Origin of the sequence: Legionella bozemanae, from assembly GCF_001648595.1 — a bacterium.
GTDB classification, from domain to species: Bacteria; Pseudomonadota; Gammaproteobacteria; order Legionellales; family Legionellaceae; genus Legionella; species Legionella bozemanae.
Genome location: NZ_LBAW01000012.1, coordinates 40,938 through 58,017, shown reverse-complemented (window position 1 = coordinate 58,017; position 17,080 = coordinate 40,938). Strand labels below are relative to the sequence as shown.

Genomic DNA, 17,080 nt, shown 5'->3' with positions numbered 1-17,080 from the left:
TTTAATCGATCTAAATGAGATGAATCACATTGGGATTAAGGAACTACTGAGCGCATGATGGGATTTTGCAGGGAAATCAGTGTCTCTGTTGATTGAATTTCATCGATAAGTTGAATTTTATTCACTAATAACTGCTGTAAGGTGTCTATGGATTGGCACATTACTTTGATAAAAATATTAAAATGATGACCAATAGTGTAATAAGCTTCGATGACTTCTTCTAAATCTTCCAGTTTCTTTAAGACCGCTTGATAATCTTTTGCATGATTCAAAGTAATACCAATGAAACAACAGACATCATATCCTAATCGTTTGGGATTAATGTGTACATGCACTCCTTCAATAATGCCCGCTTGCCGCATTTTTTCTACCCGTACATGAATCGTAGCAGGACTTACAGCGCACGTTTTAGCCAGTTCTGCATAAGCAGTACGTGCATTTTTTATTAATGCGTTCAGTATTTTTCGGTCAAGATTATCGATTGGATAATTTTCAAGGTCTTTCATAGGTTTTTTTTAAAAGTTATTTAAATAAAAGCTTATTTTAATGGATATTATTTTCTTTATATACATTTATTTTAAATTAGAAATAAAAATAAATTAAAAATTCAATATAATGTTAAGTTCATTTTATTATTTTATTTTTGAGGCAGTGTGATGAAACAAGCATTTATTGAAAAACAAAAGCAAATAAGCTTTGTTAAAGGTTTTTTTTCCCGTGAATTGGAGCAAAGATTAGGCCTTATTGAAGTGCAAGGGCCATTATTAACTCGTGTTGGAGATGGTGTGCAGGATAACTTGTCTGGCACAGAACAAGCTGTTTCTGTGAAGGTTAAAGCAATGCCCGACCATTCTTTTGAGGTTGTTCATTCCTTAGCCAAATGGAAAAGAAAATTACTTGGAGAATTTGCTTTTCAAGCAGGGGAAGGCATTTATACTCATATGAGTGCTTTAAGACCTGATGAAGAAGCATTAAGCGCAACCCATTCAGTTTTTGTAGATCAATGGGATTGGGAGCGTGTCATAGACCACAAAGATCGTTGTTTAAGCTATTTGAAAAAAACAGTCATTGAACTTTATGACGCCATAAAAAAAACAGAACATATAGTCAGTGAGCTTTATGGTTTGGTCCCATTTCTTCCTCAGTATATTCATTTTATTTATGCCGAAGAATTACGCGCGTTATATCCTCATCTATCACCCAAAGAACGAGAGCGGGCTATCACTAAAAAATATGGAGCGGTTTTTTTAATTGGAATTGGGGGTTCGTTAGCCGATGGAAAACCTCATGATTTACGCGCTCCTGATTATGATGATTGGAGTTCAGTGAATGAAGTGGGATTGACTGGCTTAAACGGTGATATTTTAGTTTGGAACCCAATAATTGCAGATGTTTTTGAAATTTCTTCTATGGGTATTCGAGTCAATGAAGCCATATTAAAATATCAATTGGCATTAACAGGTTGTCAGCATCGTTTGGATTTTGATTGGCACCAGAAATTAATATCTGGTTCTTTACCTCAAACAATTGGCGGCGGTATTGGCCAATCTCGTTTAGTGATGCTTTTGTTGCAAAAAAAACATATTGGCGAAGTTCAATGTAGTGTTTGGCCTGAATCTGTAGCAGTTTGACCTACGCTACGAAGAAATCGGGCGTAATCCAAGATCCTACAATCCACTTGGATTACGCCCTCTTATTCGAATTTCTTCTATGAATTTATGGCTCTGTTAAATTTAGATGTAACAAGATAGCAAAGCAACATCCATTTGATCCTTTTTTTACACATCAAAAAAATTTTCCAAACTAAACTATAATAATCATACAAATTGTATTTTTAGTGGACAATGTTGGCGCCATAATCATTAAGGAGTGATATATGTCTCATATTAAAAAGATTTTTATGATCTTGATTGTTAGTTGTTTTGTATCAAACTCTTTTGCAGCTTGGGGATATCATAAATCCACCACTGTGTGTAAAGGAGGTACCTGCCATCATACAAATGTTAAAAAAGGCTGTGTTGATGGTCATTGTGGCAAGGTGCGCTATGGTACAACCTGGCATAGATAGTAGATAGATCATGAGATCACACCGTCATGTGATCTCATTATTTATATTTCCCTTAATTGTACTGATCGAATTATTCAAGTAACGTTCTGTTTACAGAAGTCTAAAGTAATTAATTTGACCTAATCGGCTCTCTTTTCTGATTGCTCTTAAATAATACTTATTGATTGGATAGTGATATAAAAGTAAAGTAATATCATTGCCATATAAAAACTAAAGGACTACAATGATGCTAATACTTTTTGTTCCGTCCTGCAAAAAAGCTGTCTTCTGATGCTGAAAACCAACTCAATATTTATTGAGCCTATCTTTGGATTAATAGTTATTAACAATTAGAGCAATAAAAATATTTTTTGAAAAAAGAAGTGAGTAATAAAAACTATTGACGCAAGAAGAAATCTCTAAGGAACTGAGATTTACAAAAAAGGAGCTTATTATGTTTCATGTAGACAATAGTGGTAAAGGCAATTGCATGTATTATGCATATGGCATTTCTTTAATGTATTTTTTACGAATGAAAAATACTTCTCAACTGACAGAAGATATTTTTAACAAGTTAAAACTTAAAGAAAATGATAAAGCCAGTTTGCGAACCCTATTATCTAAGGAAGCAGATCAAGCGTTTACCTCCCATGAGATCAAAACGATTATTGAACCTATCTTGGGAAGGGCAACAAGGGATTTGGCAGCGGAACATACAAAAGATGAATTCAAAACGTCTCCTCAAGATGCACCCTTATTTGCTGCGTCTAAATACGGTTTAGAGTATTATTTCAAGCTCCAGTTTGATACTAAGTATTCGGAGTTATCAGAGCTTATTAACCACGGATTTACTCATACTGATTTTACTGAAGCAGAAATATATCGAGTGAGCGGCATAAAAACGGCGATGGAAGAGTTTGCTAAAGCAAGATTTCTGCAAGTTAGAGAAGATTTTTCGCGTGAGTGGGCAATTAAAGAACAACAGCTCAAATCAAAAGGTAAACGACCCACTGAAAGTACTCTTCAATCTCATAAAGCACATCTTTTAGATAATATCTTGAGAAAAGAAACAGTTGCGTTTTTTTCAGTCGATGATGACAAGCATCTCAAACAATATAAAAATCATCTGCAAAATGAATCTGTGTGGGGTACTGAAGAGACACTCTTTGTCTTACATCGAGCCATTCAGGGTGAGCTTATGGTGCGTAATAAGAAAGGAACTATTGATACGTTTTATGATAATGAGATCGTTTTACACCTACATAGAAATGGCAACAGCCCATATATTCAATCTGGAAATCCAGTAATGATTTTGAATAATGAAGAGAATAGACATTGGACTTCTAAAATACCTAATTCGGTATTTTCAATGCAACAATCTACGAAAATGATTCAAACAGATTACCCCGCAGAAATTGCTCTTTTTGTTAAAGAAGGCAGACAGTCGGGCCCAAAAGTAGCGAAAGCACTGAGACATATGTATCAAAAAGGGCTTTTGGAAGGCAATGAACTATACTCCCCAGAACGGTGTAAAGAAATAGCAGAACACTATCTAAATTATGTAAAACATAACAATCGTCGTTTTCTAATCACTGAGGTAGAGAGCTTTTTAGAAGAAATGAACGAAATTATTAAGAAAAAAGCAGTCAATGATATACCCGTTGTAGTGGGCTCAAACCCCATGTTAGAGGTTAAGGAAACAAATTCCCAGCTGCAGATGACTACTACAGACTCTCCGATGGAAGAGGTATTCTCTGAGGTTAAATTAAAAGACCAAGAAGTGACATTGAATACCCCAGTTGCAGAGGGGGTTACATCTTTTATTCTGCAAGAATATCCCATACCAAATGGCGACGAACTTACGGGCAAGGATAAGAGTTTTGCAAATAAGAAACAATTTACGCATCCTTATAGAGATGAGGACGTCACCATGTTGTATCAGACTATATATGATTGGATCGATTCTTTAACGGATAGATCATTTAGAAGTTTGATTAATTCTTCATTAAGAAAATATGAATCGAAAATATGGGGAAGTCTTTGGGGAGCTTCCAGAAGAGCAGAAGTAGAGGATTATTTAAATGGAAATTGCGGCTCGAAAGCACTTGCCATGATTCTTATAAATGGAGAGGAAGAATCAACATTCAATGAGTGTTTGTTTATTAAAATAGTTGAAACAATTAAAAAAGAAATTAATAGATACCCAGTAATGTTGGAAGAGCCGAAATATCAATTAATTGCTCAATTTAATTTGGAAGAGCATGGAGCGTTTTATCTTTCGAAAATGAAATCTCACAAGGAAACGATTTCGGTTTCGAAGCGACAACTACTTGATACTTCGACTTTAATCTGTTGAAACTAGAAAATTATTGCTGTATTTCTGTACTTTGCTATCCAGAACATATTCCTGATGCAGAGCTCTTTTTAGAGCTCAATAAACCAGGATTTTGCTTAATAAAGACAAATAATTTGTCATCCAGTTATTTTGTTCGTTTTTTGTGTACTTTCTTGAACGAGAGCCTCCGGATTAGAGGCTTCTGAAGTAGTTTCTTTATTTGTGAAAACTCCGACCTTTACTAAAGCTTCACTTAACGCTCCAGGATCTTTTATCTTAACGGTATTTTGAGCAAGTGCATCTGCATCTGGACTTGGGACACCCTTACTCTGCACTCCTGAAGATGGATAAGTTTTAGTTAACTTTTCGGATACCCCTGTTTTGGTTTGAAGGGTTGCTCCAGTCAATCCATTTTTATCTGCTAGCGCTATCCCATCTTCCACATATTCTTTATTTGCTGATTCTAAAATTAAATAAACCTCTTTTCCAGAAAAAAAACGATTCAGCGTGCCGTCAAATAAACAATCGGTAGGAGATTTATCACTGGTACACAGGTTTAAATCACCACGATAAGTTACTTTTTCAAATTCACTTTCTAATCTACCGTCAAGTGTACTTAATAATTCGAGCAACTTACTTTGTATGGCATCTTGTGAGGCTTTAGGAAACTCTCCCTCTATTTCTTGTAAGTCTTTTAGTTTTAAACCCTCTTTTCTAACTAATGCAGCAGCATTAGATTTTGATTGAACTTTTTCGTGATAACTTGAAATAATGAGTTCCTTGCTGGGTGTGACTGCATAAGTAATATAAATTTTAGGCATGATAACCTCTTATAAAAAAGGAATGACTTTATAAATTATAGACTATTTGATTTATTTTAAGACATTTATTGATTTAGACGATTTAGAGTTGTCTAATGAAGCAATTGATTTTTCATAATATCCCACAAAAAAATCTTTTGCTTGTGCTGGTAATTCAAATCCCATGGAGTTACTGCATTTAAGACCTAAACCTATACTTGCATTTTGAATGCTGTATTGGCTTTCATTTAAAAGTAACTCTGCATTATCCAAAGCCTCTAAAGCAAACTTATATTCAGTTTCTGCTTTTACAACATCTTGATGGTTTAGCAACCAGATGCAGTAATGGCCTATTGCATCTGCTAAGACCATATAACCATAACTGCCGTAATGAGGGAGCATGAGTTTACTGTTAGCGATAAGCTCTTGATAAAGGGCAGCAGCTTCTTCGGGATTTGCTTGCTCTAGTTTATGGTATAAATAGTCATTGTAACGTTGGATTGCATGAACGGAACCGTATTGAATTGCCATTCTAACCGATTCAATTTCAGAAAATCCAAATTCTTGCTTCATACTTTTTCGTGCTTCTTGTGACAGGTGATAAAAATAGGCACCGCGTACTAAATTAAATTGATTTAATTGATCATGAGAATAAAATAACATTAATGGTATATCCTTTTGTTGAGATAATGCTACACCATAGGCACACCATATTTTTCCCCAATATTCTTTTAATTCCGAGCGATTGCAAAATGTTTCAATTTCCTGGATGTGATAGGCGATTCGAGCAATTGTTTCAATATTCTGGTTTTTTATAAGCTTAAGCTTTTCTTCATCATTTGCCTGATGAAACATATAGATAAATAATGTATCTTGGTCTGTTAACTTTAATGACTTATTTAATGTCTTAAAATCAAAGAATTTGTACATATTTTATTACCCTTGCCTATGCGTGTATTAATTATAATGCACTTATATTACTTAAACTGAGTATTATTGATTATATAGTATATTTTATGAGTTCTAAGCTAATCCATACTGGTTACCAAAGCACAGACTTATTTATTTAGCTGTTTGAGCTTGTTAATCCTTTTTGTTTTTCGAGTTCTTCTGATGAGGATTCCTCTATTGGTTGTTTTACCGTTGGTATTTCAGGGATCTTTCCTCCTGGGTTGGTAGATTGCGGAGAGGTTAATAATGGACCATCATCTATAGAAGTAGGTGCTGGTGTTTGCGGCTTTTGAAATGCATCTAAAGTAGGCAGTTTTTCCATCTCTTCTTTGCTCGGTCGTAAAGGACCATCTGTTAACTCCTTATCTCCTCTGAATAACTTTCCATCTTTTGAATAGGCTAAAACTTTATTTGTCTCTTTATCAATCATAATAAAGTTTTGATTCTGACTCGCTAATTTTTTGGCAAAATTTAGTGCATCCTCGTCTGATTTAAAGGTTAAAGTAGTCTTATTTCCTTCAACCTTGGGCTCGTGAGTTTTATACCATTCATTATCTTTAAAATGCTCTTTAAAAGCTGAGACTACGGCATTAACATTTTCAGATTTGGCCGTTACAGTTAGAGGAGGGGAGCTTGGGTTATGCTTTTGATAATGTTCTTTGGCCTTCCCCATTTTATCGCCATTTTGTTGAAAAAGTGCTAGATATTCCTCATAGGCTTTTTTACTTTCATTATCATTAGCCTCTTTGATTTTCACTGCTTTTTCATAAGCCTCATCATTTGCCTTATCACATTCTTCTTTTATCTTTAAGTATTCCTCGCGGGTAATTTCTCCTTTTGCTGCCTGTTCACCAGCAGCTCGTGATTTAGCATTATTCTCTTCACAAGTTTTATCATACTCTTTAAAAGCTTCGTCAGATTTAGCATTATTAATTTGCTGAGTTTTTAGAAAGGTTTGATAAGCAAGTCCGTTGGCTTTCTTAAAGGCATTCATCGCGGATTCATGGTCTTCAATTTTGGGTGGAGAGCCCATGGCCTTGAGTAAGGCTTTCTCTGCTAATTCCTGAGCTTCTTCATATTGCTTAAGCTGTTTATCACGGAGCTTTGTTAACCTTTCTATCTCTGTTGGCATAATAGTAACTCAATCCTATACGCATATATAAAGGTATAGCATAAAAACTTAAACAATAGAGGTATAATACCAGCACTAAATATTCTTACGGCCTTAAACCTATCGTTTAGAAGCCAGAAAATACTATGCTTGAAGTAAAAATTAAGAATGGAGAATAGGGAATTTATAATGGGGGCTATTAGGCTCGGAGCATTGTGCCCCGAGCTCATGATACTATTTTGCAGGAACTTCTTTCCACCAATTTGTTTTGGTTTCTGTTGCCCAATGTCCTTCGCGCATACGAGCAACAAATGCCTCAGCTTTTTCTGGAGAGGACATTTTTGGATCTAACTTAATGCACCAATCCCATTCACCTGTTGTAGACCACATTTTCTCTACACCTTCCCATTTTGCCATTGCATTCATGTCAGACATCGATTTGTTACTTTTTACAAAAATTACACTATTCCATGCATTCATTATTACTATCCTTATAAAATGTTAAATGAACTGCTTGAGTGGTTCAAGCTTATTAAGAATAAAATAATTCAAGCATTCTTTCCACGTATCGCCTGATTTTTATATTTGATTTTTTTAGTGATCTTACAGATATCAAATATGCAGAATATTGGGATATTGTGATGAATTGATCACAGGTAATCAAAGAATACTTAATCGCTTAACAATACTGATCACTTATTGATCATTATGATCAATAAGTGATTGATTAATCTTAATAAAATAATCCTGCGTTAACAATCCCATAAGTTTTATTTGATACCATAGTGACAATTTAATTTATTTAATTTTTTAAAATGCGTGATAAAAAATTTGAGATTCTGTCGTGCTCTATCGATCAAGATCAGGTTAATGTTGCTCAACAATGGGCCAATACATTTATTCATAATTCAAAGGATGATCATGCAGTGAACATGATGCAGTTGTTGCTGGCCTGTTTGGCTTGCGGTGACTTCGGAGTACGTTCTTATCTATCCAAATCATCTGAATTACAAGCTCCATCGACTCAATTAAGCATTGTTGATTATGTATCTCATGCTAGCCGTGTGATTCTTGATTACCAAGAGCTATCTGAAGCGAATAGAAAAGAATTATTGAAGTTTTTCCCCGCTCCGGGGGGAGACAATAAGGTTTTTGCTCGCTCAGCTACTCATAATGTATATCGTAGTGGAGAAGGAGAGATTGTAGAAGGGAAGGGCTTTTTGTTAGGGGTAATAGGACAATTGCCCGAAATGATCAAATCATCCCTGGATTTTGGGATTAACATCGCCATGGGGGGAAATGGGCAAAAGAATTTTTATGGAAAAAAAATATCAACCAATGGCTACAGTGGTCATTTTTATTTTCACCGCAATGACCGAGATAATTTACTCATGCTTGGGCTGGAACAATCAGCACCAGCAGCTTCTCCGTTAGCATTTATTTGGGGGGCGGAAAAGTATCCTGAGGATGTGCAACAAAATCATGATCAATTTGGTCAGGGGCATTCATTGACAGGTGCTTCTGATACTTATACTGCCGCAGGATCTTTATATTTTAGTGATCCTGTTTATCAAGCAAAACTCTTATTGGAAAAAGGGGTTTTCCCTCCCGATAAATACGGGGCAATGCAAGTCAAGGTTACCGATGCAAATTGGCCGAAAATCAAAGAGTTTTTAGAGCTACTGAGAGCAAAGTCTGATGACCTCCACAAGGAGCAACTATTAGATTTACTACTTACCAAGCCTTCCAGTGCAAAACCTGCTAAAGACGACTACAAAAGTTATATCGCGCTTGATTTTCAAAGTTATTTGAAACGTGTCTATCAAGTTTTTATTAGTGAAGAGGAATTGGATACGGAGAGTCAATCACGTTTCTTGGCGTTACAGGCTAACTTATTGGTTACGATTAAAAAATTACAACAAGGCCAAATTGAAAATTATGAGCTCTTTAAGGAGCAGATTAAAGAAATCATTGGAACAAAAAATACTCCGCCCGAGTACCTAAAGGCTATTATTCGTATCCAACAATTATTTGAATTACAACTTAAAATTGATCCCCTGCTTCATCAAACACATCAAGAGCTCTTACTAAGAAATCAATATGATGACTTGCAGGAAGAAAGTAAAGTTATTCTGGAAAAACTCTTGGAAATTCAAAGATATTTTCGCGAGCAACCTCCTACAATAGAGCAAAAAGAACTACAGGTGTTTCTTCTGCAACTTGACATGCAAATTAATGAGCTTGAAAACCCGTTTGCATCAAAAGAGCCAGTTGATTTAGAATCAAGTTGGGTGATGTGTGATGTTTCTATTTCTATTAATACGGATTCTATTGAAAAATTGAGACAAACAATAGAGCGAGCTAAAGCACTTACTAAACAAAGCCCTTTAACTTTAAAAGGTAGGGAAGGAGTTTCTTTCCCCCAAGTACTATTAGGCTGGCAAGAAAAGCTTTTACCCTTATCCCAAATCAATCTTATTGATTACACCGAATTAAACTTAAATGATTTGGCGAAGCAATTTAATGACTATGTAGATTTTTTAGCACTGCAAGCGGAAACCCTTAATCTTTGGGAACACGCTCCTTCGCAAACGGCGAATCTTCTTGTCACTTACTCTGATAAAAATCCTGAGTTTGCTCATGGTTATGCTTTTGTAGCACAGTACCGTGAGAGTACGATCCTGCGACGTTTATTTACCTTAGATACTTTAGCTCTGAGTACTCACCGTTTTAAACCTTATGAAGTTCCTAGTGCACGTTGTAGGGAACAATCGTCTCTATCTTATTGGGGCAAAGTCAGCACGCTTCTTACGGCAGGTTCTGATGTGATTGCGATGCTTCGAACTTTAAAAAACCTACAAACGATTAAAGCATCATGGGAGGATATGAGTCGTACAGCAACTCTTCTTCAAGAATCTGCAGTACGTTTTGAAAAAGCACGCAAAGAGGTAACGAATCATTTAAGTAAAATTCCTCAAGAACCTTCTGGTGAAGTTTTTGAAAGCCCATTTTTTTATTCCATCAGTAAGAAAGCGTTGCAAGAAATGGATGGTTTGCAACTTGCCACTATATGTCTGGAAGAGTTGAATGCAAAAAAACCGAGTATCTTGCTAAAACGCATCACGAGTAATCCTGAATTGTGGCAATGTATGGATAAAGTCTTACAAAGTAAGATGGCTGATTTTACAAACCGAAAAGATAATGCCAAGGAAAAAATTATAGCACTAGGCCAAATCCGGCATTTTTGGGAATTAGTCCAACAATTTAAAGAAAACACGAATGTAACAATTAAAGAAAGATTTTTTGCCGAATTACAGAGTCTGTCGCGAGAAACTTCTTATATTTTTATTTTGGGAGGAGATGAAACGATTAAGAATGCTCAAAATGAGTTAACGCAATTGCGAGAATTCTTATTATTGTTGCAACGATTCGCGACAGAAGAAAAAGATAAGAATGCTGCACTTCAATTATTGGAACAAGGATATCAGAAGCTTACGGAAAATGAGCGAAAGTACTATGCACCTCAATTGCTTAGGGCGAAGGAGATTACTTGTCAGTTTTGTCTTGATAAAATCAATTCATCAATAACAATTGATGAGAGAAGAACAAAATTTGGTATCTTCCATCAAATATTTGAAGTACTTCCTCTTAAGTCACAGGAGCAATTCAAGGCTGAGCATGAAGTAAAGCAAAAAGAAGAGAGTTTGTATGCATTACATGAACGCTTAGCAACAGCGGTTTTGGTAAATGACAAACACCAAAAATTCAATGATGAATTATTCGCTACTACCATACAGAATTTTGAAAATGTAAAGAGCGAGCTCACCTCTGAATGTGCCAAAAAGGTTCATAAACAAATCACAAGGGCTAAAGCGATTTATGAAATGCTTTTACGTGATAAAGTTATTGGAGAGAGGGACTCAAGTAACTCTATAGACACACTCTTAAATCAGCTGGAACCAATACTTGATGCAATTAAAGGCTCGCTTCACGGTCAATTAGTAGAAACAGCGCTACAGGATGACGTGTTTAAAGTGGCTATTCTGAAAAAAGTCAGAGCCCATAAAAAATTCACCTCAGCATTGATTCAGGATTTATTTACCTTAAAAGAGTTCCGAGATCAAAAAATTACATTAAGTCAAACGAAACATTATGATAAAGAATATGATCAATCAATTAATCAATTTTATGCAAGAGCCTTAAATATACGTTTATCAGAGCTTCCTATAAAAAAACAGGGTGAAAAAATAATTGATGCTGCCAATAATGAGTTTAAACATCGACACGATGGAATTCGCCTGATTGCTGATGTAGTTATGATGGTTACGGTTTTGGGACTTCTGGCAGGATTAGGGCGTTTAGCTTTAAATAAGACTTTCTTTTTCAGTAGTTATCTCAGTGATATAAAAACTGATAGAGAAGTAGAATTAAAAAAGGATTGGCTTGTTAAGGACTTACCAGAAGATGGGAATGACGTTCGAATAATAGCTGCTCCTGCTGCTTAAGCAAGAGGAGCAGTCGAGTTTCAAGATCTAAAAATAGCAATTCAGCGCAAGGGCTCCAGTCACGAATTTGGCTGCATGCGGCCCAGTTACTGAAAACCAAACACCACCAATAAGACCGATATTGGAATTAAAATTATATTCGAGGGCAGGGGCCAGTGAAACTTGCTCGTTTGCCTTCCCTCCTATACCTGCAACAGTTCCACCTGGAGTAAATCCTGGGTTACCATCAAAGTTGCTTCCCGGACTATGTACATAAAGTGCTTCAAAAACGGGAACCCAGTTTTGCGTTAGCGTGTACTCAAATGCTAAGTCAGCAGAGTAACTATTATCAAGTTTTACTTTACCGCTGGTTCCGGCGGTGCCGCCAAAAACGTTCGCGTTATGTACGTTGATATCACTAAACTTTGCACCAACCAAGCTCAAACGTGTTCGTAAGTAACGCCCACTATGAAACTGAATCAATTTTTGAAAGTTAAAACCAAGGTAAGTTTGGTAAGCGCCTAAGCCCGTTTGATCAGTACCCAATCTCTGCGGATCCAGGTTTTCAAAGCGTCCTGTGGGAAAAACTTCTTGTATCACTACACGAAGATCAGGAAGCCATGAATTTTCTTTTTGTCGCAGAACTTGAAACCCTAAAGCCAAGCTATAATCGCCAATGCCATTTCCATGCTGCCTATCGTCCCAACTGACGTCATAAGGTAGTGCAGTTTGTAAATCTACAAAACTAAGAATCCCGACGCTTAAAATGGGAACGACTTCAAAATTTCTAAACCCTTTGGGATAGCCGCTATAAAATGCATAAGGTTCAAAATTTATATGGCCTGCTGGTATTGTTTTTCCAGCTGGGGCGAGCAGAGGTCCGGTGAACCATGGGCTTGCAAGTGCAACATGAGCAAAAAATAATAATAAAAAAAGCAATCTTAAACGCATAGTAAAATATTCTTATTATGAATGGAAAATAGAATTTAAAACTTTTTTCATATTAATGGAATCTATTTTTACTCACTTCTTAAACTTTTTTTACTATCAATAATTTATTCGTTAAAAAATTTTTCACAGTCAGCTTTTTTAGAATATCAAGCGACTTCCAAATCAGGTAATACCGCTTGATAATTCATTTACTTCAGCAGATGGTTCATCAGAGGCAGAAGCAGTACATTGAAAAGACCTGATAAAATCATGACTAGGCTGGCAATAGCTCCTTCAACATGACCTATTTTATGGGCTTGTGCAGTCCCTGCGCCATGGGCTCCAGCGCCCAAAAGTGCGCCTCGAGCCAGGGTTGAATGAAACGATAGATGTTTTAGAATAAATTCCCCCATAATAGCTCCTAGGATGCCTGTAATAATCACAAATATGGCCGTCAATTCAGGGATGCCTCCAATACTGTGTGATACTTCCAGCGCGAAGGGCGTGCTAATCGATCGGGGTAGCAGGCTTAATCGTATATTTTCATCAAGGCCTACTAGTAGCGCTAATGACCAGCTTGATAATATTGCAGTGAAGCTGCCGGTAATTACACCAATTAAAAGTATTCGCCAATGTTGGCAAATGAGTGCACGTTTTTCATAAATGGGAATTGCGAAAGCAACCGTTGCGGGTCCAATTAATTGGACTAACCATTGTGTTCCATGAGCATAATCTTGGTAAGTGACGTGCAGTAAAAGAACAAGGCCGGCGATAATTACTGGTGTCAAAATAAGTGGCATTAACAACCAAAATGACCAGCGGCTATATAATTTTTTGGTAAAAAAATACAGGCCTATCGTCATGAAAGACCAGAAAAGGGCTGGTTTAAAAAGAATGGGGCTTAGCACGATTAGTTCTCCGATAAAAATAATCCACAACAATCGCAGTGACAAGCATCACACATAAGGTACTGAGCAAAATAACAAAGAGAATTTTAAGACCTAAAAGACCGATCAACTCATGATGCTCGAGTACCGCAAGTACGGCTGGAATAAAAAAAAGCAACATGTCTCTAAGGATTAATTCAGCTCCGTTCTTTATGAGATTCAGCGTTAAGCGTTTTGTAGCTAAAAGCAATAAAACCATTCCTAGGCCAAAGATTCCACCGGAAAAAGGAAGTTTTAAAAAATGAACAATAAGTACACTGGAAAGCCAAAACAGGCACACCAACCCCACTTGGAGTAACGAATTGTGCTGAATTTTTAATGCTATATACTTGGTCATATTGTTCATTTCCTGTTTGGGCGTATTTTACACTTTTCTATAATATGAATAAAATGAATTTATAGACTAATGATCATTCTGGAATGGAATAATTATGGAATTTAAACTACTCCGAGCTTTCGTTGAGGTTGTGCGTCAAGGCAGTTTTTCCAAGGCTGCGGAAACTCTTTTTGCTACTCAATCAACAGTGAGCAAAGCGATAAAACAGCTTGAGGATGAGCTGGGAGTTCCTCTTATTGACCGATTTAAGAAACGTAATGCCCCGACTACTGCGGGTGAAATTGTCTATCGTCGAGGCGTTAAGCTGCTTGCTGATCGTGACGATCTTCTCAAAGAGCTTGATGCAATCCGTGGTTTGAAGCAAGGACATCTGCGTCTGGGTATTGCTCCGGTTGGAAGTAGTACTTTATTTGCCCCTCTTTTTGCTCAATATAATCAACGCTATCCAGGTATTGAGGTGGAACTTATTGAACATGGTAGTATTAAGCTTGCGGAATGTTTACGCGCAGGTGAAATTGATTTTGCTGGAACATTATTATCTGTTGCTGAAGGGTTTGATTGTCAACTAATCCGTAGTGAACCTCTGGTTGCACTTTTGGCATCGGGTCATCCTTTGGCCACACGGCACACAATTTCCTTGCTAGAGCTTAAAGAGACGCCATTTATCTTATTCAGTCGTGATTTTGCCTTGTATCGCATGATACTGGATGCGGGTCGTCGAGCAGGTTTTGAGCCTAAAGTAGTTGCACAAACCAGCCAGATTGATTTTATGGTAGAACTTGTGGCCGCAGGTCTTGGCGTTGCCTTTTTGCCACGAATGATTGCCCATGAACGATTAAATCCTCAAGTTTGTTTTTCTTTACTTGAAGGAGACGAGTTTCAGTGGGATATGGCTATGACATGGCGCCGTGATGCTTATCTTTCTGATGCTGCAAAAGCATGGTTGGCTCTGGTGCGCGAAGTACACGACGCTAATTAATTTAGGGGTTTGTTTATGTACAGACCTTAAAATGAAATAAACTTGAGGAAATAAGAGTGTAGATATCATTATGATATTGCTAATTTTCATCTTTAAATATGTTCACGTTTAAAACAAAACCTACTTTAAGTGAATGATTGCAATGGTGTTATCCTTTTGATTTCATTAATTGATTATAAATTGTTCTTCATGTTACAATAATGCTCATTTTTGAGGGGCAGGGTTGGTCATGCAAGCCAAATCAGTGAAGTTAAGAACGCATTAGAGCAGAATCCTTCATTGGATGTTGGTCGATATATATTAGAAAGAACAAATCAATTAATCGGTTTAATGGGAGTTCAGCTTTCTCGAAGATCAGACATTTTTTATATAGCCTCTATAAGACAGCGTTGGGAACGCTTAAATGAGGTTCGAAAACCTGATCTTGCCGCACCTCAACGTATGGAGGAAAGCATTAGTTCCTTTGCATCTCCATAGAAATTTATTAGCTATAAGTTTTAACTTAATCTTCCTTTGAAAAAGTATTATTTAATCCTAAAATTAAAATTCTTATCAAAGTAAATTCATGTTGGGTCTAAATTGACCCAACATTGTTGTTTGTTATAAAGTATGCAAACGTGCTAGTTCAGATAAAGATTGTTCGAGTGTTTCCAGAATGAAATTAACGTGTTCCCGATTAATTGTCAGCGGCGGCGCTATTCGGAAAACGTTTCCAAACTGACCTCCTTTTCCAACTAATAACCCTTTTTCCTTACACAGATCCATTAATTGAAATGCTTCATCGGATGCCGGTGTTTTTGTTTTGAGATCTTTGACGAGTTCAATCCCTAAAAGCAAACCGCGACCGCGAACATCTCCAATGAGGGGATATTTCTTTTGCAGTTGCAGGAATCCGTCTTTTAGTAGTTCTCCCATGATGCGTGCATTTTCAACCAACTGTTCTTCTTTAATAATTTCCAATGTGAGCCGGGATTGGATCATTTGCAAGGGGTCGCCAGCAAAGGTATTAAAATACGTTTTGCCGGTCATTGTTTCAGCCACCTCGGTTTTCATAAGTACTGCCCCAACTGGAGCCCCATTACCAAGTCCTTTAGCCATGGTCACCATATCGGCATCGATATTTAGGGTTTTGGTAAGTAAAAGATCACCACCGCCGCGACCTGCACCAGTTTGTACTTCATCACTAATGTATTTGCCACCGTAATTATGAACAATACGAGCAACCTCGCTAAAATAATCATCAGGAGGAGTAATAAAACCACCTACCCCCATCACAGGTTCAAGTATAAACGCAGCGATCTTTCCATGAGTTGAGTTCTGAATGGTTGTTTCAACATTTTTTGCACATGATAAATCGCAGCTGTCTGGTTTTTGGTTAAACGGACAGCGGTAACAATAGGGTTCAAGTGCAGAGGTTACGCCGGTAACTGGCTGTGCCTTGAATCTCCAGATTGAATGGCCACATGAGGCAAGTGCAGCAGAAGTTCCTCCATGATAAGAGTGGCGCACATTCACTACCATTGTTTCTCCAGTTGCATGGCGCGCTGCCATTATGGCAAGTTCATTGGCCTCTGAGCCTGAGTTAGTAAACGATACTCTGTCCATACCATTAGGTGCTTCTTCAAGTAAACGTTCCGCAGTTTCGACGGGGGCCTGGTTTAGATAAAGAAGGGTTGTGTGTTGAATTTCATCATTTTCTATCGCATCAATAAGTGCTTTTTTGATTTTAGGATGATTATGTCCCGCGGAGATGCAAACAATTCCACCTATGGCATCAAGGTAACGCTTTCCTTCAGAGTCCCATACATAAGTATCTTGTGCTTTGACAAGCTGAATTGGCTCCTTATGGTAAAAACCAGCGGTGGGTAAAAAGTGTTTTTTTCTGAAATTAATAAGCTCTTCATTTGAGCGTAGTTGCTTTTGATTATTACTCTCATTCATGAGGGTTGTTTCCTTTTATGTTTGTAAAGACTTGAACTTGTAAATAAAGAGCTTTTGCACACTCCTTTTACTTCAAATTCTTGTTGACTTATTTTGAGATTTGCATCTTTTTCCAGTATTTTGTAAACATTATATTCTTTGGAATTCATATCTTTATCATTCTCCTATTTTGTTATTTTCATTATTAAAAAATAAGTTTGCGCGCGTTGTGCTAAAAA

At 36.8% G+C, this 17,080-nt stretch carries 15 protein-coding genes; 6 read left to right on the top strand and 9 right to left on the bottom strand.

The features are described from left to right. Window positions 1-35 precede the first annotated feature (35 nt). Window positions 36-506 (bottom strand): transcriptional regulator AsnC, encoded by a 471-nt coding sequence (asnC, locus tag A8O27_RS10355; protein ID WP_058460716.1) that lies wholly within the window; start codon window positions 504-506, stop codon window positions 36-38. A 150-nt stretch (window positions 507-656) separates the two neighbouring features. Here asnC and asnA point away from each other — a divergent pair, with 150 nt between their 5' ends. The 3 genes from asnA to A8O27_RS19450 all read left to right on the top strand — a co-directional run bounded on the left by asnA (window position 657) and on the right by A8O27_RS19450 (window position 4,403). Then, window positions 657-1,631, top strand: a complete 975-nt coding sequence (gene asnA, locus A8O27_RS10350) for an aspartate--ammonia ligase (protein ID WP_058460717.1) — start codon at window positions 657-659, stop codon at window positions 1,629-1,631. Window positions 1,632-1,876: 245 nt separating this feature from the next. Further along, entirely contained in the window at window positions 1,877-2,068 is a 192-nt protein-coding gene (locus A8O27_RS10345) for a hypothetical protein (RefSeq protein ID WP_058460718.1), read from the top strand. Between the two features lie 433 nt (window positions 2,069-2,501). Beyond that, window positions 2,502-4,403, top strand: coding sequence for a hypothetical protein (locus A8O27_RS19450; RefSeq protein ID WP_058460719.1), 1,902 nt, complete (start codon window positions 2,502-2,504; stop codon window positions 4,401-4,403). Between the two features lie 116 nt (window positions 4,404-4,519). Here A8O27_RS19450 and A8O27_RS10335 read toward each other — a convergent pair whose 3' ends face one another. The 4 genes from A8O27_RS10335 to A8O27_RS10320 form a co-directional block, all read right to left on the bottom strand. After that, window positions 4,520-5,203 (bottom strand): hypothetical protein, encoded by a 684-nt coding sequence (locus A8O27_RS10335; RefSeq protein ID WP_058460720.1) that lies wholly within the window; start codon window positions 5,201-5,203, stop codon window positions 4,520-4,522. 51 nt (window positions 5,204-5,254) lie between these two features. Beyond that, window positions 5,255-6,112, bottom strand: a complete 858-nt coding sequence (locus tag A8O27_RS10330; RefSeq protein WP_058460721.1) for a DUF5630 domain-containing protein — start codon at window positions 6,110-6,112, stop codon at window positions 5,255-5,257. A gap of 136 nt (window positions 6,113-6,248) precedes the next feature. Beyond that, entirely contained in the window at window positions 6,249-7,265 is a 1,017-nt protein-coding gene (locus tag A8O27_RS10325) for a hypothetical protein (protein ID WP_058460722.1), read from the bottom strand. A gap of 213 nt (window positions 7,266-7,478) precedes the next feature. Beyond that, window positions 7,479-7,724: a hypothetical protein gene (locus A8O27_RS10320; protein ID WP_058460723.1), complete on the bottom strand. Its 246-nt coding sequence runs from the start codon at window positions 7,722-7,724 to the stop codon at window positions 7,479-7,481. Window positions 7,725-8,059: 335 nt separating this feature from the next. Between A8O27_RS10320 and A8O27_RS10315 the strand changes: the two genes are divergently transcribed. Beyond that, on the top strand, window positions 8,060-11,749 hold the full coding sequence (locus tag A8O27_RS10315; RefSeq protein WP_058460724.1) for a LepB GTPase-activating domain-containing protein: 3,690 nt from the start codon (window positions 8,060-8,062) through the stop codon (window positions 11,747-11,749). Window positions 11,750-11,776: 27 nt separating this feature from the next. On the opposite strand, the gene A8O27_RS10310 is transcribed toward A8O27_RS10315, so the two are convergent. From A8O27_RS10310 to A8O27_RS10300, 3 genes are all read right to left on the bottom strand, one after another. Further along, on the bottom strand, window positions 11,777-12,679 hold the full coding sequence (locus tag A8O27_RS10310) for a hypothetical protein (RefSeq protein ID WP_058460725.1): 903 nt from the start codon (window positions 12,677-12,679) through the stop codon (window positions 11,777-11,779). Between the two features lie 188 nt (window positions 12,680-12,867). Then, window positions 12,868-13,521: an LrgB family protein gene (locus tag A8O27_RS10305; protein WP_058460779.1), complete on the bottom strand. Its 654-nt coding sequence runs from the start codon at window positions 13,519-13,521 to the stop codon at window positions 12,868-12,870. A 22-nt stretch (window positions 13,522-13,543) separates the two neighbouring features. Further along, a complete protein-coding gene (locus A8O27_RS10300; RefSeq protein ID WP_235810585.1) occupies window positions 13,544-13,942 on the bottom strand; it encodes a CidA/LrgA family protein in 399 nt (132 codons plus the stop codon). A gap of 94 nt (window positions 13,943-14,036) precedes the next feature. Between A8O27_RS10300 and A8O27_RS10295 the strand changes: the two genes are divergently transcribed. Both A8O27_RS10295 and A8O27_RS10290 read left to right on the top strand, forming a co-directional pair. Next, on the top strand, window positions 14,037-14,921 hold the full coding sequence (locus A8O27_RS10295) for a LysR family transcriptional regulator (protein ID WP_058460727.1): 885 nt from the start codon (window positions 14,037-14,039) through the stop codon (window positions 14,919-14,921). 210 nt (window positions 14,922-15,131) lie between these two features. After that, complete coding sequence (locus tag A8O27_RS10290; protein ID WP_058460728.1) at window positions 15,132-15,398, top strand: hypothetical protein; 267 nt, start codon at window positions 15,132-15,134, stop codon at window positions 15,396-15,398. Between the two features lie 123 nt (window positions 15,399-15,521). On the opposite strand, the gene A8O27_RS10285 is transcribed toward A8O27_RS10290, so the two are convergent. After that, window positions 15,522-16,862, bottom strand: a complete 1,341-nt coding sequence (locus A8O27_RS10285) for an aspartate aminotransferase family protein (protein ID WP_058460729.1) — start codon at window positions 16,860-16,862, stop codon at window positions 15,522-15,524. Window positions 16,863-17,080 lie beyond the last annotated feature (218 nt).